Origin of the sequence: Paenibacillus larvae subsp. larvae (assembly GCF_002003265.1) — a bacterium.
Classification (GTDB): Bacteria; Bacillota; Bacilli; order Paenibacillales; family NBRC-103111; genus Paenibacillus_H; species Paenibacillus_H larvae.
In genome coordinates, this window is record NZ_CP019687.1 from 340370 (window position 1) to 360375 (window position 20006).

Here is a 20006-nt window from a genome sequence, read left to right on the forward strand (position 1 = left end):
TTGAAATATCAGTAAGGATAAGGGGAGTGTTTGCATGTACCGGATTTTTATAGTCGAGGATGACAATAAAATTGCTTCAATATTAAAGGAGACATTAGAAAAATACGGATATGATGTCAGAAGAAGCACCAAATTCGAAGATATTAAATCTGATTTTATTGAGACCGACCCTCAGCTTGTATTGATGGATGTGAACCTTCCCAGGTTTGACGGATTTTACTGGACCCGCCAGATCCGCTCCATCTCTAATGTCCCTATTATTTTCATATCTGCAAGGGTAGGAGAGATGGATCAGGTGATGGCTATAGAAAACGGGGGAGACGACTATATAACAAAACCGTTTCACTTGGATGTCGTCCTGGCCAAAATTAAAAGTGTACTAAGGCGCACATATGGAGAATATGCCGTCCAATCACAGTCGAGAGATGAATGGGATCTGGAGGGGCTCCATTTGGACCGTTCCAAAAATGTGCTGGAATGGAAGGAGCAGAAAACCGAACTGACCAAAAACGAATGTCTGCTTCTTGATTGCCTCGCAAGGAAGGTAGGCCAGATTGTATCCCGGGAAGATTTGCTGGAGGCACTTTGGGATGATGTAGACTTTGTCGATGACAATACATTGACGGTTAATGTAACTCGTGTTCGTAAAAAACTGGAGGATATAGGAATAACCAAAGCAATTGAAACGGTAAGAGGTCAAGGATATCGCCTAAGAGTCAGCTGGGCGGAGTAATAAAGAAAAAGAATGAAAGAATACGTGATAAAGGAGTAACCACATGAAATTCAAGCAGTTTTTACTGGACCGGCTCGTCTATGTCTGGATGTATTTCATTGCCGTGGCCGTTGTACTGCTCATTGTGTGGCTGGATTTACTCTCCATGAAGCAGACGGTAACTGTTGGAAGCATGGTCTATGTTTTCTTGATGACAACGGTACTGCTTGGGATTGCTTTGGTATACGATTACCTTCGTCAAAGGCCCTTTCTGGAGGAAATTAACCGCGTTCATGAGGACAAAGATCCGCAGCTTGAGTCTGTAATAAATGTCCGTTCGGGCGTAACATATGAACAGCAGCTCATGCAGGATTTAATAAATAATCAATACAGGCTTTTCGTAGATGAACTGACACGATATAGAAATCAACAGATGCAGCACCTTCATTTTACCAATCAGTGGGTCCATTATATGAAGACTCCTGTCTCGGTGATTAATCTGGTGATTCAGCAATCCAAAGAAAATGTACAGGAGCCGGCCAGTAAAGCCCTGTTTTCAAGTATTGAAGAGGAGAACGAACGGCTTGCCCATGGGCTTGAGATGATGCTGCATACAGCCAGGCTGGAAAAGTTTGAGCTGGATCTTCATCCGCGGAGGGTCGATCTGGTAGGCCTTGCCCGGTCCGTCATTAATCAGAATAAAAAGGCTTGTATCCGTTATTCCATTTTTCCCAAGCTGATTTGTGAGACAGACAAGTTTAGCGTTGAGACAGATGAGAAATGGATGTCGTTTATGCTGAATCAGTTTATAACTAATGCCATCAAGTATTCGAAAAACAAACCGGGCAAAAAACAGTTAACGATTGAAATGAAAAAAGACGGAGAGGACCGTATACTGAGCGTGACGGATGAAGGAATCGGGATTGCAGAACAAGATCTGCCCAGAGTGTTTGATGCTTTCTTTACCGGAGAAAATGGCCGCATTGTGGCTGAATCAACCGGTATGGGTCTGTATTTGGCGAAGGAGGTTGCCCAAAAACTGGGACACGGGATCAAGGCCGAATCCCGGTTGGGTGAAGGAACGACGATTTCACTAGTCTTCCATTCAGGATCTTTATATCAGGAGCTAACCTGAAATAAGTTTTTTATTTATACTGCGGAAAATAAAATATGACAGATAAGGCTGTCCCGGTATTGATATGTTCCCCTTTAGGTAGACAGGTAAAAAAATAAAACCTGCTGCTGTGAGGGAGGGAGCATTTTCATGTCATTTTCTATGACCATAGGACAGCCTTATTCGTACAGATAATTTTAGAATTGATAAGCGTACGTTACAATCTTATACCCTTCAATAAGATGCTGGTTACCGGCTAGTTTTTCATAACGGCGTTCTAATACATCGCTTTTATAGATAGTTTTAATGCCAAAGGATGGGACTAACCGGAGCTGAGCCTGGCCCGACCCCATATTATACCATCGAACAATAAGATCTCCGCTTTCCTTGGACATCTTTAATGTAGAGAAAGCAAGAGCCGGATGAGATTCTTTCCAGGACAGCCACTGATGGCTGGAAGGAAGCGTTCCTTCGTGAAGGCCGGTCTGAACGGAAGTCCATGGAATCTGGTACCGGTAAGCTTCATGGAAGGCCCCGGAAGATATACCGTCTCCTGCATGCGGAATTATGGCATATTCAACCATATGTTCCCCAAGACACTGGGCATCGGGAGTTTCGAAAACTCCCCAGTCCCCAAGTTCGGATACAGCACGGAGCAAAGTAACGGCTATCGTACCCCTATCGTCCTGCAGCACCTCATACTCATTCAGCCCTTTGTTAGCAATTGTGAGGCCGTGGGAGCCGTCTGAAACACTGACGAAAGCATGCTGGTGCTGGCAATTACTCGGATTTGTCCATTCAGCGGCAGGTTTGGTATCCCGTTCGGCTACCTCGAAGATAGAATCAACGAAATGCTTCTCTGCTTTAATGTCGGACGGGAATATAGCCCGTAACCGGTGATCTTTGGCTTTATTGTTAAAACTGGTTTGAACTTGTACAAGGCCGCTGTCTGCTTCCAGGATATAGCGGGTGGTTAGTACAAGCGGAACGGTTTGCTGTACGCGCTGTGCCTTACGTTCAGTGAACAGTACTAGCTCCCCTTTTTCCTGCTCGAACAATTCATCGGCTCCGGCTGGAATCTCCCATTTCAGTACACTTTGGATGACGGCCCGGAAAGGGGAGTGTTCTATTACATGAATCTCAGCCTTCAGATTGCTGGTAGTCAGAACAGCTTCCCCTTCAGGCTGGCGATACACATACTCATTCCCGATATCACCTGTGTTCTCAAAGATGTTCAGGCCTTTATACAGGCGGTCTGTTCGTTTATCCCGGATTGTAAGGCTGCCGTTGTCTTCGACGTTTACATGAAGAAGCCCATTTTCCATGGTGTTTCCATGCACCTGAACTTGATCTGGAACGGCTTCAACTGAGCCGGAGTCAGTTGAAAGGGCGTATGTTTGGTATCCCAATGCAGGAACTTGCTTTGCCTGGAAGATGACTTTTACCTTACGAGCCATATAAGGCTGACGGAATCGGCCCTTGGGCAGTTCGTAACCAAAGTGAACACCCAGATCCTCAATTATTGCCGGAATACGGGCCCCCTGATCGTCCAATACTACATATCCCTCTACTGACTGTTTTTGCAGTTCTTTAGCAAGCGATTGCGGCGTAGGGCCTTCCGGGAAGTATTTTTTAGCGGTAATGAGATCCACGGTAACGGTGCCGGTGCGATCCCAACCTGTTGTGTTAAAGACAATAAACGGAATGGCCTTGTCTGTCCACGCTGCTACAGATTTTGTATGAATGGCTTTTGCAATAGCCTCGGTACTCTGGGCTACGATTCGCTCCGTCACATGACGGCTTTTCTCAAAGCGGGTGACCATCTCCCGATGCACCTCATCTACACTGCATCCACAGATGCTGTCATGAGGATGATTCTTCATGAGCAGCTTCCATCCATACGTAAAAAGATGATGCGGGTAATCCAGTTCTCCGTCCAAATGGGCGAAGGCAGCGAGAGGCTCTGCGACCTTTTCCAACAAAGTCTGACATTGCTGGTTCATCTGCTTCAGGTAGATCCGGGCGGATGCGGTATTAACCAGCGTTCCCCAGCCATCCGTGTGCTGGCTCCGCAGTTCCCCCTCAATCGTTACCAGATCATCAGGAAGTTGACCTTCCAGTGCTGCCACGTATTCATCAAAATTAGAATGCTTGAACTCAACCTCAGGGTACAACTCGGAGGCTGTTCGCAAAGCTTGAGGCAGGTCAGTTTGAATCGGTTGGTGATCGCAGCCGTTCATAAAGAGCAAATGCGGGGTTGAAGCAAACGCTTCGGCATCCGCAAACTTCTTATCCCAGTAAAGTTTGGCCTGTTCCTTGTCCGTTGGCACCTCAATGCCGTTACTATACCAGTTGGCAAAGAGAATACCCAGCACTTCAGAGCCGTCAGGAGATTTCCAAATCATTTCGGAATAAGGAGATTCATAAGTGCCGGCTTCACCCACCATGTTATTAAAGCCAGTGGGCTTTACTCCACGTCCGAACATAGCGGCATGAATACCCGCCTGTTTCAGAATTTGCGGGGCCTGGCCCATATTTCCGAAGGAATCCGGGAAGTAGCCGGATTTGGAAATAACACCAAATGGCTTCGCATCACGATGACCGATTAACAGATTGCGAATATTGGCTTCGCTGCTTGTTAGGAATTCGTCCTGCAACACATACCACGGGCCGATGTGAATGCGGCCTTCCTTGATGTATGCCTCCAGCTTTTCTTTTTGCTCCGGACGTACCTGCAGATAATCTTCCAGAATAATCGTCTGTCCGTCCAGATGGAAATAACGGTAGTCCGGATCATGGTCCAATGTTTCCAGCAATTTATCCATTAGTTCAACAAGCAGCACATGATGATATTCATACGGCATATACCACTCGCGGTCCCAGTGGGTATGGGAGATCAGATGGGCGGTTTTCTTTCTAGTCATCTTCTCCAACTCCTTTTTTGCATGAGTATTTTACATCCTTCGATTGAAACCATATATTGTAACTACATTTTGATGAATGGATCATTTTGGTTTCTATTTATGCAAAAATGTTGAAATATAAACACGTATGTTTAAGACCATTTGCCTTGCCGGATCAGGCTGCTGATTAAGTCTCCAAACAAGCTGTTGGCCCAGGCAAACCAGGGACGTGTAAACTTAGAGGGGTCGTCCACGTGAAATCCTTCATGCATAAAGCCTGTACCCGCATCCGTATCCTGCAGCATCTGTATGAGTCTGTCCGTTTCTTGCTCATTTGTAGAGGTAAGTGCCTGCATCGTTAGGCTGATATGCCAAATATAACACGGAGGCGTGTGCGGGCTGCCTATTCCTTCCGCTACCTTTCCCCGATAGAAATAAGGATTTTCCTCACTGAGAATAAAACGTCTTGTATTTAAGTAGATAGGGTCGTCTTTTGGCGCGTATCCCAGATAAGGAATTGAAAGAAGACTCGGAACGTTGGCATCATCCATTAGATTGTAATTGCCAAATCCGTCTGTTTCGTAAGCATATATCTTTCCGTATTTCGGATGGTTTACGATTCCGTAAGTCTGGATGCCGTAATCGATTTCTTCTTTTAATTCAGCTGCAAACTCTGCCAAATAAGGATCACCAAAAACGTCACGGGCGATCTCTTCCACATAGCCGAGAACGACTACTGCAAACATGTTGGCCGGGATCAAGTAACCAAAAGTACAGACATCATCACTAGGACGGAATCCGGACCAGGTCATTCCGGTATAATTTACCGGCATACCCTTACCCTGATTGCGGAGTGTATCTGTTTTCAGACCGGTTGTCCGTTCGAAACGGTAGTCGGATTTCTCCCCATGGCGCTGCTCCGTACCGATTAAACGAAGAATAGCTCTTAACGCGCTTTGATAGGTAAAATCGAACATTCCGGTTCTTCCGGTCTGTTTCCAGTACAAATAGCTGAGTTCAATGGGGTAGCAGAGGGAATCCAGCTCATATTTGCGTTCCCAAACCCATGGATTGATCTCTGTCAGGTCCGTCTCCCAACGCTTGTCATTAGATGTTTCGTTGAATGCATTGGCATAAGGATCCATTGTGATGTACATCATCTGGCGTTTGATCAAGCCTTCAATTATCTGCTGAAGCTCCTTATCTTGTCCGGCAAGAGGGATATAGTGTTTCACTTGGGCACTGGAATCGCGCAGCCACATAGCTGGAATATCCCCGGTAAAAACGAAAGAAGTTCCGTCATCGAGCTTCTTCGTAGTAGTCTCCAGGGTATTCGGGAAACATTGTCTAAACATGGCAAGCAGCTTTGGTTCTGAAACCAGACGGGTCTCTGCCAGCGTCAGCCAGTCCTGCACGGCTTTTGGTAAAGTCATGTCACTAACCTCTTTTCTGCAAAAATAATATGGAAAAAATCCGTCCCCGGACATTGAATAGCTCTTGCCCGGGGACACCTGGGTGTTGGCGTTACCTTACGCATTCATGTTTATTTCAAATGTTTTAATTTCATAAGGTTCCAGTACAAAGGATATAGAGGATCCCTCCTGTAAATCCCCGTCAGGCCTTTCCATCAGGTCACATTCTCTCCAGGAAATGATATTCAGATCACTGGAAAGTTCATGGTATTTCCGGCATCCGGAGTAATCATATACACGAACGATGATATGGTCGCTGTTTTCTGCTTTTTTCACGGCAGAAATCATAGCGCCTTCCGCTGCCAATTTGAGCAGGGAGACCGTTTCTTGTTTAGCTTGACCCACAGTGAAGTGAAGCGGATTGTTGATCGCCCATGCTTCCTGTACCGTATTGCCGGCCAGCCAGTCTCCTTGGTGAGGAAGAAGAGAATACGTAAATATATGTTGCCCCTGGTCAGCCTCCGGATCCGGATGCTTCGCACACTTGATCAAGGTAAGGCGCATAACATTATTTTTGATGTCGTAACCGTATTTGCAGTCATTGAGCAGACTGACGCCGTATCCGCGATCGGACAGGTCGGCCCACTGGTGTCCTACGCTTTCGAAGCGGGCATAATCCCAACTTGTATTCCAATGTGTAGGACGTTTCACATTGCCGAATTGAATGTCATAGGTAGCTTCTGTTGCCCGGACGTTGACCGGGAAAGCTACTTTGAGCAGCTGCTGCTGCTCATGCCAGTCTGCTTCCGTTACAAAATCGATCCGGCGCATATGAGCATGGACAATCATAAGCTGGCTGATGGAGGAGTTCATATAGCTCCATTCCAGACGGACAACTGCTCTGAGCGGTCCAGCCTCTATTACTTCGATTTTCCTGCAATCCGTGATTTCGCACATCTTTTCCTGATAGAAGATATCAATATCCCATGCTTCGTGGGCCAGGGGCTTATCTTCAAACAGCTGCAGAACGTTTCCTTTCGCTCCAGCGGCAAGGATCTCGCGTTTTTCTTCCAGATCGTACAAGCGGGTCAGTTGTCCGTGTTCGTTCCATTCCAGTTCAAAGAAAGGAGTAGTCAGACCCTTTTCGTGAATGGTAAACGGAAGGGGAGCTGCTGCTTTCACCGCTTCCGCTTCAAAACGGATAGTAGTGTATCCCATCGAAGGCAGGGAAGTGACTTCCACGATCCATGTCCCGTTTTCAAGTTGGGAAACCAGCTCTTCACCATCTTGATTCAGCCATCTGCCTTTTTCCATGCCGGATTCAACGGGGATCGCTACCAATTGGAAGACTTTCCACGGTGCATTGTTCCATATGGTGCAGACATGGCCGTCTGTTCCGTTAACGATGCTTTTTACGGCTTGGCTTCGTACGGATAATCCGATTTTCTCCGCTTCTGCATATTCAACAGCAGAATCCTCATACACCTCCCGGATCGAAGATCCCGGAATGATGTCATGGAATTGGTTGCGGAGAATAATTTTCCAGCCTTCTGTCAGTTCTTGCTGTCTGTAAGAAGAGAAATTGTTTCCAAGAAGGCTTTTCCATACGCTAAGCCATTCTGCTTCCCTGTAAAGCAGTTCCAGCTTGCGGTTCATCCGTTTGTTATAGGCCTGGCTGGTATAAGTGCCCCGGTGATACTCCAAATACAATTCGCCGTCCCAATGATGGATATAACTGTCCGTACCCGCAACGGTTTCCTGCAGCTTGCGGAAGAAATCCCCTGCTGTTCCGGTTTTCAATTTAGGCAGGCCCGGAAGCTTGTCAAGGCGTCTGCGCATTTCAAGCATTTCACGGTTAACGCCGCCGCCGCCATCCCCATAGCCGTAGGAAAGCAGCAAGTCCTGGTTCACTTCCTTGTCGCGGTAAGCGTCCCAGATTCCTTTTGCCGTCTTAGGAATGATGCGTCCGTTATAGGTATAGAACCAGGAACCCGGCTCGGACCATGGTTCCGGGGTCGTAATAAAGTGAGTCAGAATTTCGGTCCCGTCAATGCCTTTCCAGAAAAATGTATCATGGGGCATGCGGTTATATTGGTTCCAGCTGATTTTGGTCGTCATGAAGGTACTGATTGCCGATTTTTTCAAAATTTGCGGAAGGGCCCAGCTGTAGCCGAACACGTCGGGAAGCCATAAATAGTCGCATTCCGTTCCAAATTCCTCACGTAAAAATCGGGTGCCGATAAGAAGCTGGCGTACCAGGGATTCACCTGAGGTAAGGTTGCAGTCTGCTTCCAACCACATCCCTCCGCCTGCTTCCCAACGTCCTTCCTTGACTTTCTCTTTGATTTTGTCATAGATTTCGGGATAATCGTGCTTCACATATTCATACAATTGCGGCTGTGTTTGCAGGAAGACATATTCCGGGAACATTTCCATCAGACGCAGTACGGTAGAGAAAGAACCTGCACATTTTTCTCTTGTATGCTTCAAACGCCATAACCAGGCAACGTCGATGTGGGTATGACCAATACAGGTAACGTTTACCGGCGTTGTTTTTTCCATATTTTCAATTTCCCGATGCAAATGGTCTCTGGCCGATTCAATGGAAGAATAAAACGCTTCCGACCCTGGTATACTCCAATCGATAAGGCGGAATGCGTGGTCAAACGCCTTCAGCAGAAGCATATGAGCAGGCTCATTTTCATTCAGGATTTTCACGGTTTCCAGCACAGCGGTTGCCGTATAGTACAGATCATCGGCAGCTTCGTCCAGCCAGCAAAGTTCGGCCAAACGGATGCCGTGGGTCTGGTCTTTCTTCACACCGCCTCCTTCTAAACCTGACCAAAGGCGGAAGGACAATTCTAGCTCGGTTCCCACGACTTCGGCGGGGAAGAATACCTCGGTGTGGTTGGAATCTACACCCTGATAAGGCTTGCCTTGATAGTAAAACAGGGATTCAAAGCCGGAGTTGTTACCGGCACCCGTCTCACCGAAGTCAAACCGTCCTACGATATTTTTTCCGGCCCATTCTGCCGGAACGTTTACGGAAGCTTTTAACCATAAATATAGGTCCCGGCCTTTCCACGTATCTCCCACTTCCATGCTGGACCAAGGTCCCTCTGTAGGAGGAGTGGCGGCAATTTCGCATTGTGTGTCAACTTGGGAATCAAAAGAAGGGATGGAAATCCGGTCTCTGTACCGGTATTCCGAAAGCTCCCATAATCTGGAAGCTAATTTGTTTGTAGTGAGCAGCATAAGAACCTCCAAATAATTCAAGGGGCGAGGACTTATGTGTTCGGGCAGGAAACCCTCTGTCTCTACAATAATAAGGTTGTTTCCTTTTGTTTATAAAAGATAAGCATAAAACTGTTCCGCCTGCAAATACAATGGCGATATTGTTTCTGCTTGTGGGGGTAAAAGGGTTGGGGATGGCTCAATTATAGCCTGAATACCTGGTCTTGTAAATAACCGGGAATAAACCGGTTCCAGTTTCCTTCCTTGACAGAATGCCTCTTCAGACTGAAAATGGATAGTGGAAATTATATATAACCGGGCTCGCCAAGGAGAAATGGGAACGATGCATACTGTTCGGCATTTTTACCGCAACTACATGAAACAGCGTCTGTTCAATAAAATTCTCGTCATTTACATGCTGATTACTATCTGCTCCTTGATGGTACTGTCCTTTTTTATTTATAGCCACTACGAGACCACGATTATGCAAAATGAGATGAATGCGAATTCGCAGAAAGTCCAGATGGTCAGTTCCTACATGAATGAAAAATATCAGCGGGTACAAAACATCATGGAGGAAGTGTATAATGATCCGTCCTTGATGCAGGATTTTATGCTGTTTCTCCGTTTGGATTACGATTCCTATATCAAAAATAGGCTGGACCGGTACATTGAGAAAGCGGGATCCCCGACATTCCGGATGCAGACTGCCGAGCTGTTTTTGAAATCTCTGCAGGAGCGTGAACCGGACATTCAGAATATGATTTTGTATTCGACGGAACAGCAGTTTTTTTATCTCTACGAAGGACGAAACATGCAGCTCTTTAAAAAGGACCAAATTGGAAGCGATAAAAAGGAAGCGCTATCAAAATTGCGGGGCAGCAGCTTCAGCTATAATGAAGTGGTATGGGATGATTTATCGGTGCCTGCGGCCAGCCACGAAATCAATAAAAGCGAACATATTTATTCCATCATTAAAGATATAAATGATCCTAATTCCCTTAAGCATCTTGGTTTGCTAGTATTTTCATTTAATGCCGAAAAGATTATGCAAGCTTACAGTAAATCGGACAATGATAAAGGGTACATTCTGATCGCAAATAACGGTGGCGAAGTGATTTTTGATTCTTCCGGCAAGTACTCAGGCCGAAAATATCCCTATATGAAAGAACTCCTAAGTACCAATGACTGGGTCAATCTGGACGAACCCTCCAAAGTGGAGATTAGTTTATCGGGTGCCAAAGGACTGATTGTAGCGGGCATTATGCCGAAGTCCGAATTATCCGGAGAATTGGGCAGTATTAAGAAAGTAGTCATTCTGATCACAGCCTTATGCATCATGACTGCATTTGCCGCAACCTTTTTTGTCATGAGGCGTTTTTCCAAACGCGTTAATATTATTATGGAGGGGATTTTTCAGGTTCGCCGGGGGGATCTTTCCGTACGGATACCTTTAAAAGGGGAGGATGAGCTTCAGCTTATTGCCCACAGCTTTAATGACATAGTGGAAAAGCTGAATTTGTATATTGACCGGGTTTACCGTTCTGAACTGAAACAGAAAGATACGGAACTGATTGCATTTCAATCGCAGATCAATCCCCATTTTCTGTACAATACGCTGGAAGCGATCCGGATGAGGGCTCTTTCTCAGGGAGCAAGGGATGTAGGAGACATGATTTACATTCTGGCCACGCTATTCCGGAACTCAGTAAAGAAGAAAACGATTGTGACTATGGAAGATGAAATTCAGCACTGTAAAATCTACCTGGACCTGTTTCGCATCCGTTATCAAAATCGCCTGGATTATGATATTGATATACCGGATGAACTGCTCCAATATAGACTAATCAAGCTGCTCATTCAACCGGCCATTGAAAATTATGTAGTTCACGGGTTTTTGCCGGAACGGGACGATAATCTGATTCGCATTTCGCGGGATTATATGATGATGCCATTCAGATAGAAGTCCGTGATAACGGGAGCGGCATTGAGCCCAACCGGCTTCGCCAGCTCCGCAAAAGCTTGCTGGAGGCAGATCATAGCAGAAATGACGAGCCTGCTTCCATCGGGCTTCGAAATGTCCATGAACGTATCCAGATTTTTTACGGTATTCAATATGGAGTAGATATAGACAGCATGATTGGTGAAGGCACCAGTGTGACAATCACCATACCTGCAGTAAGGGAGATGAATAACCGTGCGTAGCGTTTTTCTTGTGGATGATGAACCGTTCATTTTGGAAGGTTTGCAGACGATTATGGAATGGGAGAAGCTTGGACTTAAAGTCGTTGGACATGATTCAAACGGGGAGAAGGCATTTGCCTTTCTGAAAGATCATCCGGTAGATCTGCTGATTACAGATATCCGCATGCCCAAAATGGACGGGCTTGAACTGATTAAACAAATGAAGCTGATTCACGGAAAAATGAAGTTTATCATTTTAAGCGGGCACCATGATTTCAATTATTTAAAACAGGGCATGAAGTTAGGAATTGAAAACTACATTCTGAAGCCCATTAATATTGAAGAATTGGAATCCACTTTACTTAAAATCAACGAAAAATGGGAAGAGGAGATGAGCCTTCCCTATTCCCGGCAGGAAGACCGGGATATTTTGCGGCTGAACATTTTAAGCAGATGGGTTACCAACAATATCAGCCAGGAAGAACTGAACCACCGTTCGCAAATTCTCCGCATACCGCTTGACTATGATTCTTATACTGTTGCAGTTTTACGGCTGTTATCCGATCCTGATGAGGAACTTGAGGAAGGACATGAGTATTACGGGATTGTCGTAAAGGCCTATCTGGTTAGCCGTGAAGTAGTGAACAGTCAGGAATCCGTTATCTGCTTCTATGACTCGGACTATGATCTTGTCCTGATCTTCGGGGGGAGAAAGGAAGCTGATAAGGAGAAAGAACGGATTCACGAAATCCTGAAGGATATCCAGCTGGAGATATGGAACAGGCTGCGCCACCATGTGGGGATCACGGTTGGTTCCAGGCAGACCGCCTATACTCAGGTGCATAATAGTTATGATGAGGCAAAAGGGCTTTTTCACAATTGGCTTGTGCAGCCAGGGTATCCGGTATTGGACATCGACCACCTGCCGGCTTCGGATTCGGTTCAGACCATGCCCGCGATTGATTATGATTTGTTTACGAACTTAATCATTGACGGACATAAACAGGAGGTTACCTTATTCATCGAGGAGACCTTCCAAAAGCTGCTTTCTTGGGAAGGACGGATGCGGATTGATGTTCATAATGTTGCCATCAAACTGATACTGATCGCCAAGAATATTGAGAAGAATGCCGACTACAGCCACCTGTTCAGCGTGCTGTTCCGTATCCATACCTTCGAACAAATGAGGGATTTTGTGGACAGCATACTGCAGGAAGTCATTGATCATCTGGCTGAGGAGGAGCAGGAAGTCAGTCCTGCTGTTAGACAAATGCTGGACCGGGTCCAGCAGAGTTACTCGGAGGAAATCTCCCTGAAAACCTTGAGCTACAGCATGGATATGCATCCGAATTATTTGGGACAGCTCTTTCAAAAAGAAATGGAGATGACCTTCTCGGAATATGTAAATACGTTTCGTATTGAAAAAGCCAAACACTTGCTGCTGCAAACGGAGCTGAAGACGAATGAAATCGCCGCACGGGTTGGCTACACCGACCCGACTTACTTTTACCGGATTTTCAAAAAATATGTGGGTGTATCTCCGACAGAACTGAGAAAGATGTATGGTGTTTCTTAAAACTTATAGTATGGAGAGTATCCTGGAAGATTTATGCCGTTTTTTTATTGTCACTGCTAATGTAAATCTGGGAAATTTGCCTTGCTTTGCGGGAAATGTTCTGCCTTGTCCCGCTTTCTTTGATTTGTCCATCCAAAGCGAGGTTTTTTTAACTTTCGCCATTCTCTGTTCCGGGTGCACAATAGAAGTATCACAAGGGGCGAGTGATAAAAAAGACTTAATGGGGGTTGAAGGCGCTTTCTGTATGCGTTTACCGTACAGGGCTAAAGCGACTTATTGTAAGCGGTTTTATGCCGCATTTGGGGAAAGGCAGAGGGGATGAAGGAGGACCGGGAGAATGCCTACTTTTCTAAAAAAGCTAAATAAAAATAAAGTGCTTCTGTTCATGATTTTGCCTGGGGCTTTGTGGTTTTTAATCTTTTCATACCTCCCAATCCTGGGAACGGTGATTGCGTTTAAAGACTATAAAATTCACAGAGATGGTTTTTTTGCAAGCGTTTTTAACAGCGAATGGGTAGGGCTGGATAATTTTAAATTCCTGTTCGCCACCGACGATGCCTGGGTTATTACGAGAAATACCTTGGTATATAACTTTATCTTCATTATAGTAGGACTGATTTGTACGGTTGGGCTTGCTATTGCTTTAAGCGAGCTGATAAATAAAAAACTGGCAAAAGTATATCAAACCGGAATGTTTATGCCTTATTTCCTTTCGTGGGTTATTATCGGCTACTTCACGTTCAGTTTTCTGAGTGTAGATAAGGGAGTTATCAATCAGATCATTATCTGGTTCGGCGGGGACCCTGTCCAATGGTACAGTGAATCCAAATGGTGGCCGTACATTCTTACTTTTATGAATTTATGGAAAGGAACCGGTTACGGCAGCGTGGTTTATCTTGCTGCAATTGTCGGAATTGATAAATCATATTATGAGGCAGCCATGATTGACGGTGCCTCAAAATGGCAGCAGATTAAGCACATTACGCTGCCTGCGATTAAGCCATTGATGATAATGCTCACCATTCTGGCGGCTGCCCGTATCTTCTATGCGGATTTCGGATTGTTCTACCAGATTCCACGTGACTCGGGTGCTCTGTATTCCGTTACTAATGTAATTGATACTTACGTATACCGTGGTATGACTGCAATGGGTGAGCTTGGAATGTCGACAGCCGTAGGTCTATACCAATCCATAATCGGATTTATTCTGGTTATCTCATCCAACTGGGTTATCCGCAAAATAGATAAAGATAACGCCATCTTCTAGGGAAGGGAGTGAGGACGATGGCAGAAGTTCAGTCATCATCGTTGCAAGTTAAAGACATGGTTCAGCCAAGTAAGAAAAAGAAACGGCGTGATCCGCACCAAATTTCACCTATATCCAATCTGTTTTTGAATCTATCCATCGGATTTTTCGCACTGATTTGCGTATTTCCGTTTATCTTCGTAATCATGATCTCCCTTACGGATGAGAAAGTACTCGCAGTGAAAGGATACAGCATTTGGCCGGAGAAATTCAGCCTCGCTGCTTATAAATATATTTTTGAAGCAGGAGATCAGCTTTTAAGGTCTTTCGGGGTGACCGTATTAATTACAGTTATCGGCACGCTGATCAGTTTGGCCATGATTACAATGTATGCCTATGCCATTTCAAGAAAAAGTTTCCCATATCGTAATTTCTTTACCTTCTTTGCTTTCTTTACGATGTTGTTTAACGGGGGAATGGTACCGACTTACATTGTGGTAACCCAATTCCTGCACCTGCAAAATACCATATGGGCCCTGATTCTCCCGCTTTCCATGAACGCTTTTTTCCTTCTGGTAATGAGGACATTCTTTCAGACAACCGTACCGGATGCCATTATTGAATCTGCCAAGATTGACGGTGCAGGAGAATTCAGGACTTTCCTTCAGGTTGTACTTCCGGTTTCCCTGCCGGGTATTGCGACAATTGGTTTGTTTAGTACCCTCGGTTACTGGAATGACTGGTTTAATGCCTTGCTGTACATTGACGAGCCTAATCTGGTACCGCTGAAATCCATGTTGATGAGAATTCAAAACACGATGGAGTTTATTACAGCTAACTCGAACATGTTGCCTGGTACTGAGGACATGGCAGCCACACTTCCTCAGGAAAGTGTAAGGATGGCGATGGTAGTTCTGGCTACACTGCCGATTGCCTGTGCCTATCCGTTCTTCCAGAAATATTTCGTACAGGGGCTTACTGTCGGAGCAGTTAAAGGGTAACTTACCAAAGCCGTATTTTATTCCGCGCGCTTTTCGCTGGCTTTATTCTGCGGTATAGTGGAAAGCGCCGGTTTAAATAAGATTAAATGACATAGAAAAAGGGAGGACTTCCAACATGAAAGCAAGAAAGACGCTTCTACTTGCTTTAGTACTCAGCCTGGTGATGTCCATCGTACTCGCCGGCTGCGGAAAGAAAGAGGAAAAGGCGGCAGAAGGCGGCAGTTCCGACAATGCGATCGGCGCTGACGGCAAGATTGATCCCAGCAAGTTAAAGCCTTATAATCTAAAAATTTACATGATTGGTCCTGAACAGAAAGACCATAAACTGGTTATGGAGAAAGTCAACGAATACACGAAAGAAAAGCTGAATGCCACAGTTGAAATGAAAATGATCGACTATGGTGACTATGATAAAAAAATGCAGGTTATCACGGCTTCCGGTGAGCCTTATGACATCGCTTTCACTGCTTCCTGGTCTAACGATTTCCGCCAAAACGTAGCAAAAGGCGCCTTCATGGAACTGGATGACCTGCTTGTCAAATACGGAAAAGGCACAGTAGCCGCTTTGGACCCCCGCTTCCTGCAAGGGACCAAAATCAACGGTAAAACATATGCCATTCCGGTAAACAAAGAACTCGGGCAACAGTGGGTATGGCGTTTTAATAAGCAATATGTGGACAAATACAACCTGGATTACAAAAATGTGCATAAACTGGAGGATCTTGAGCCTCTTCTGAAAACGATCAAAGAAAAAGAGCCGGAATTGACTCCGCTTGCCGTTCATAAAGGATTTAAGCCGGATCTTCCATTTGACTACATCATGGGTGACGACCTGCCGTTTGTAATGTATTTGGATACAAAAGATTACAAAATCGTCAATGCTCTCGAAACACCTGAAATGAAGCAGGCTTTGGAAACTATGCATAAGTACTACAAAGCCGGGTACCTCCGTCAAGATGTAGCGACACTGGAATCCATTGATAATATCAAAACGGGTAAATGGCTGGTTGACCGTGAAATTACTCAACCTTACGCCGAAAAAGGATGGTCCCGCAGCGCAGGTTACGAGATCGTAACTTCTCCGATGCACGAACCAACGATCTTTACGCAATCTGCCGCAGGTGCTATGCATGCGATCTCTGTAAAATCCGGAGATCCTGAACGCGCTATGATGTTCATTGAACTTCTGAACACAGATCCATACCTCCGCAACCTGATTAACTACGGTATTGAAGGTACGCACTACAAAAAGGTCGATGATACTACAATCGAAGATCTGCCTGCAATGAAAGAACGTTATCAAATGCCGGGATTTGCTTTGGGTAATATGATGATCACTTACCTGCATCAGGACGAGCCTAAAGACAAATGGGAGCAATTCAAGAAATTCAATGAATCTTCCAAGGATGCTCCGACTCTTGGATTTGCATTTGACGTAGCTCCGGTGAAAAATGAAATGGCTGCCGTGAAAAACGTACAAAAAGAGTTCAGCTCCATGCTTTATACAGGTTCTGTTGATCCGAACGAGTACCTGCCAAAAGCCATACAAAAGTATAAAGATGCCGGTCTCGATAAAATCATTACGGAAATGCAAAAACAATTTGACGAGTGGAAAAAGAACAATTCCAAATAAACATTGGTCTACAAAAAGGCAGACTGCCCCGGCAGTCTGCTTTTTTTCAAAGAAGGGGAGGCTTGCCGAAAAGGTGACAAGAATGTAAGATTTGAACGGGGAATGAAAGCTGGATCGATGGGTAAGGAAGCTCCCGATCGGCTATACTTAGGACATAACTATTTGTACGGGAGGAATGGACATGAGCCAGTCTGTTCTAAAAGCAGAAGGAATCTCCAAGATTTATAGCACAAGGGGCAGAATGACTTATAAAGCGCTGGACGATATTCACCTGGAAATTCAACAAGGCGAATTTCTCGGCATCATGGGGCCTTCCGGCAGCGGGAAGACGACCCTTCTCAACATTTTGTCGACAATTGATAAACCTACTTCGGGACATGTTCTGATTAACGGATTAAATCCGGTTGGGCTTAAGAACAAGGAACTTGCCCTTTTCCGGCGCAGAGAGCTCGGGTTTATTTTTCAGGATTTTAATCTGATAGATACTTTATCGATCAAGGAGAATATTCTTCTTCCACTGGTGCTTGACAAGGTTCCGGTGAAAGAAATGGAAACAAGGGTGCATCATTTTGCCGATGTGCTGGGAATCTCCCACATCTTACATAAACGTACGTATGAAGTGTCCGGGGGACAAAAACAACGGACGGCTATAGCCAGGGCCATGATCCATCGTCCGGCCCTTTTGTTTGCCGATGAGCTGACCGGGAACCTGGATTCCAAATCGGCTAAAGATGTAATGGAGCAGCTTAGGGACTTGAACGAGCGGATGGGGGCCACCATTTTGATGGTAACGCATGACCCTTTTGCCGCCAGTTATTGCAAGCGGGTCATTTTTATCAAGGACGGAAGGCTTTTTACGGAATTGAGGCGGGGGGCAAACCGGCAGGCATTTTATCAGCAGATCCTGGACTCGTTAAGTGTACTCGGAGGGAATTTCGATGACATTCCGTCAGTTCGCCATTAGGAATATCAAAGGGAATTGGGTTCAGTACAGCGCTTATTTTCTGAGCAGTGTCTTTTCGGTCATGGTTTTTTATATGTATACGGCGTTTATTTGGCACCCTGAGATTAAATCTGCCGAGGCTTTGCCAACGGATTTAATTTCCATTTCCATAACGAATATGGTTTCCCTAATAATGACGATATGCAACGTGATTATTTTCATTTTTTCTTTCTTCTTCATCCTGTATTCCAACTCGGCTTTTTTAAAGAAAAGGAAAAAGGAGTTCGGACTATATACTCTGTTCGGCATGACTAACTGGCAAATCAGGAAAATGGTTTTCCTGGAAAATATGGCAATCTCTCTTGCTGCTATAGGGACGGGACTGGGTTTGGGTACTTTATTCAGTAAACTTTTCTTTATGATCCTGTCCCAATTTTTAAAGCTGGATAAGCCGATTGCGTTTTACTGGCCTTATCAGGCTATGCGGTTCAGTGCCTTTCTTTTCTTGGGGCTGTTTCTGTTCCAGACTTTTTATTCGCTGTTTCGGATCAAAAAATCTGAAATTATCGATCTTATCCAGGGAGCTTCCAAACCGAAAACAATACCTAAATTTTCCTGGGTTTTGGTTGCTCTCTCTGTTATTTGTATCACCGCAGGTTATTTCATGGCTTACACAGCTAATATTGAAACAGTGGGGATTTACTTTTTTCCTTTCATTTCTCTTGTTATTGTAGGAACGTATTTTTTATTTACTCAAAGCAGTATACTGATTTTGAAGGGGCTGCAAAACAGGAAAAGTTTTTTTTACAGCCGTATTAATATGATTGCGGTATCCCAACTGCTGTACAAGATCAAGGATAATGCCAGAATGCTGTTCACCGTTACGATGCTGAGCGCGGTAGTATTGACAGCAACGGCTAGCGTATATATTGGTCTTCAAATCCTGTTGGCCCAAGCACTTTCCCATAATCCGCAAAGCATTGCCTTTCTTGAAAAAGGCAGGGGCGTTCATGATGTCATTGACCCGAAACAAGTGGAACGGATTTTGGCCGAAGATAAAGTAAACGTCCTGTATAAAGTGCAGATCCCCCTACTTCATGGGAATTTATTGTCTGAGACCGAACGGATGAGGAAAGCAAAAGGCACCAGTACGATGGTTATTTCGGAGGATTCGTATAATCAGGTGGCTGATTTGATGAGCAAACCCGGTCTCCAAATTACTCCCGGACATGCCGTTTTTGCGGATATGGGGTTAACTAACCAGTACATACCTCGCGATAAGGTAGAAATATCATCGGACAATTGGAGATCTATAATTACTATTGAAAAAGAAATAGAACAGGATATATTCGCCCCGATACTCGTGAGCGGGTTGCTCATCGTGAGCAATGAGGATTATGAAGCCTGGAGAGGGCAAACACCGGAATATGGGCAATATATATATTATGCTTATGAGCTAGAAAATTGGAAACAAAGAGAGGATACTGTTAGGAAAATCAGTGAGATTGTTCCCGAAAAGCATGATAGAGACATTCATTTTAGGGTGCAGACATATAAGATAGTAACCCAAATCAGTACCCTAGTTATGTTCATTGGTCTTTTTATCAGTGTTCTGTTTTTTCTTGCGGCAGGCAGCATCACTTACTTTAAACTGTTTACGGAAATTGAGGATGACCGGAGTAAGTTCCGTTCGTTAATGAAGGTCGGGATGACGATAGAAGAGATTAGAAGGGTGGTTGGCACCCATGTGGGAATCATGTTTTTTATCCCTTGCCTGGTAGGAACGGTTCATACCTTATTTGCTGTGAAAACACTCAACAATCTGATGGGAAATGTCTGGCTATACGCCGGTATTGTAATAGGCTGTTACTGGGTGCTTCAGACTTTGTATTTCCTGGTAGCCCGCAATTTTTATATGAAATGGATACTACGCGAAGAAGTGAAATAAGGAGAGCCCCGGTACTTGCTACTTGCCGGAGGCTTTTTTTGATGAACGAAACGGGAAAACAAGCTATAATAGGAAGACAAACCGAACAGATATGAAAAAG

At 44.9% G+C, this 20006-nt stretch carries 13 protein-coding genes; 10 read left to right on the forward strand and 3 right to left on the reverse strand.

The genetic code is table 11. From position 1 onward, the window contains the following. Positions 1-34: 34 nt before the first annotated feature. Positions 35-733 carry a response regulator transcription factor gene (locus tag BXP28_RS01890; protein ID WP_023484325.1) on the forward strand — a complete coding sequence of 233 codons (699 nt, stop codon included), beginning with the start codon at positions 35-37 and terminating at the stop codon, positions 731-733. A 43-nt stretch (positions 734-776) separates the two neighbouring features. Beyond that, complete coding sequence (locus BXP28_RS01895; protein WP_023484324.1) at positions 777-1847, forward strand: sensor histidine kinase; 1071 nt, start codon at positions 777-779, stop codon at positions 1845-1847. Between the two features lie 176 nt (positions 1848-2023). On the opposite strand, the gene BXP28_RS01900 is transcribed toward BXP28_RS01895, so the two are convergent. The 3 genes from BXP28_RS01900 to BXP28_RS01910 form a co-directional block, all read right to left on the reverse strand. Further along, a complete protein-coding gene (locus tag BXP28_RS01900) occupies positions 2024-4750 on the reverse strand; it encodes an alpha-mannosidase (RefSeq protein WP_036658257.1) in 2727 nt (908 codons plus the stop codon). A gap of 131 nt (positions 4751-4881) precedes the next feature. Further along, complete coding sequence (locus BXP28_RS01905) at positions 4882-6162, reverse strand: glycoside hydrolase family 125 protein (protein ID WP_036658260.1); 1281 nt, start codon at positions 6160-6162, stop codon at positions 4882-4884. Between the two features lie 96 nt (positions 6163-6258). Continuing rightward, positions 6259-9396, reverse strand: coding sequence for an alpha-mannosidase (locus BXP28_RS01910; protein WP_036658263.1), 3138 nt, complete (start codon positions 9394-9396; stop codon positions 6259-6261). 322 nt (positions 9397-9718) lie between these two features. Between BXP28_RS01910 and BXP28_RS01915 the strand changes: the two genes are divergently transcribed. The 8 genes from BXP28_RS01915 to BXP28_RS01955 all read left to right on the forward strand — a co-directional run bounded on the left by BXP28_RS01915 (position 9719) and on the right by BXP28_RS01955 (position 19906). Continuing rightward, on the forward strand, positions 9719-11338 hold the full coding sequence (locus tag BXP28_RS01915; protein ID WP_036658265.1) for a cache domain-containing sensor histidine kinase: 1620 nt from the start codon (positions 9719-9721) through the stop codon (positions 11336-11338). 23 nt (positions 11339-11361) lie between these two features. Then, positions 11362-11580, forward strand: a complete 219-nt coding sequence (locus BXP28_RS01920) for a sensor histidine kinase (protein WP_237087297.1) — start codon at positions 11362-11364, stop codon at positions 11578-11580. Further along, positions 11573-13135 carry a response regulator transcription factor gene (locus tag BXP28_RS01925; RefSeq protein WP_036658268.1) on the forward strand — a complete coding sequence of 521 codons (1563 nt, stop codon included), beginning with the start codon at positions 11573-11575 and terminating at the stop codon, positions 13133-13135. Before BXP28_RS01920 ends, BXP28_RS01925 begins: the two co-directional genes overlap by 8 nt. A gap of 337 nt (positions 13136-13472) precedes the next feature. Next, positions 13473-14402, forward strand: a complete 930-nt coding sequence (locus tag BXP28_RS01935) for an ABC transporter permease (protein ID WP_023484317.1) — start codon at positions 13473-13475, stop codon at positions 14400-14402. Between the two features lie 17 nt (positions 14403-14419). Beyond that, on the forward strand, positions 14420-15382 hold the full coding sequence (locus BXP28_RS01940; RefSeq protein WP_046655197.1) for a carbohydrate ABC transporter permease: 963 nt from the start codon (positions 14420-14422) through the stop codon (positions 15380-15382). A gap of 115 nt (positions 15383-15497) precedes the next feature. After that, a complete protein-coding gene (locus tag BXP28_RS01945) occupies positions 15498-17015 on the forward strand; it encodes an ABC transporter substrate-binding protein (protein ID WP_023484315.1) in 1518 nt (505 codons plus the stop codon). A 181-nt stretch (positions 17016-17196) separates the two neighbouring features. After that, positions 17197-17979, forward strand: coding sequence for an ABC transporter ATP-binding protein (locus BXP28_RS01950; RefSeq protein ID WP_036658274.1), 783 nt, complete (start codon positions 17197-17199; stop codon positions 17977-17979). Continuing rightward, positions 17954-19906: an FtsX-like permease family protein gene (locus tag BXP28_RS01955; protein WP_036658277.1), complete on the forward strand. Its 1953-nt coding sequence runs from the start codon at positions 17954-17956 to the stop codon at positions 19904-19906. Before BXP28_RS01950 ends, BXP28_RS01955 begins: the two co-directional genes overlap by 26 nt. The last annotated feature ends 100 nt before the right edge of the window (positions 19907-20006 follow it).

Excerpts from the sequence above, each read along its gene's own strand:
- BXP28_RS01890 (WP_023484325.1), top strand. The coding sequence starts at position 35 with ATGTACCGGATTTTTATAGTCGAGGATGACAATAAAATTGCTTCAATA.
- BXP28_RS01895 (WP_023484324.1), top strand. The coding sequence starts at position 777 with ATGAAATTCAAGCAGTTTTTACTGGACCGGCTCGTCTATGTCTGGATG.
- BXP28_RS01900 (WP_036658257.1), bottom strand. The coding sequence starts at position 4,750 with ATGACTAGAAAGAAAACCGCCCATCTGATCTCCCATACCCACTGGGAC.
- BXP28_RS01905 (WP_036658260.1), bottom strand. The coding sequence starts at position 6,162 with ATGACTTTACCAAAAGCCGTGCAGGACTGGCTGACGCTGGCAGAGACC.
- BXP28_RS01910 (WP_036658263.1), bottom strand. The coding sequence starts at position 9,396 with ATGCTGCTCACTACAAACAAATTAGCTTCCAGATTATGGGAGCTTTCG.
- BXP28_RS01915 (WP_036658265.1), top strand. The coding sequence starts at position 9,719 with ATGCATACTGTTCGGCATTTTTACCGCAACTACATGAAACAGCGTCTG.
- BXP28_RS01935 (WP_023484317.1), top strand. The coding sequence starts at position 13,473 with ATGCCTACTTTTCTAAAAAAGCTAAATAAAAATAAAGTGCTTCTGTTC.
- BXP28_RS01940 (WP_046655197.1), top strand. The coding sequence starts at position 14,420 with ATGGCAGAAGTTCAGTCATCATCGTTGCAAGTTAAAGACATGGTTCAG.
- BXP28_RS01945 (WP_023484315.1), top strand. The coding sequence starts at position 15,498 with ATGAAAGCAAGAAAGACGCTTCTACTTGCTTTAGTACTCAGCCTGGTG.
- BXP28_RS01950 (WP_036658274.1), top strand. The coding sequence starts at position 17,197 with ATGAGCCAGTCTGTTCTAAAAGCAGAAGGAATCTCCAAGATTTATAGC.
- BXP28_RS01955 (WP_036658277.1), top strand. The coding sequence starts at position 17,954 with ATGACATTCCGTCAGTTCGCCATTAGGAATATCAAAGGGAATTGGGTT.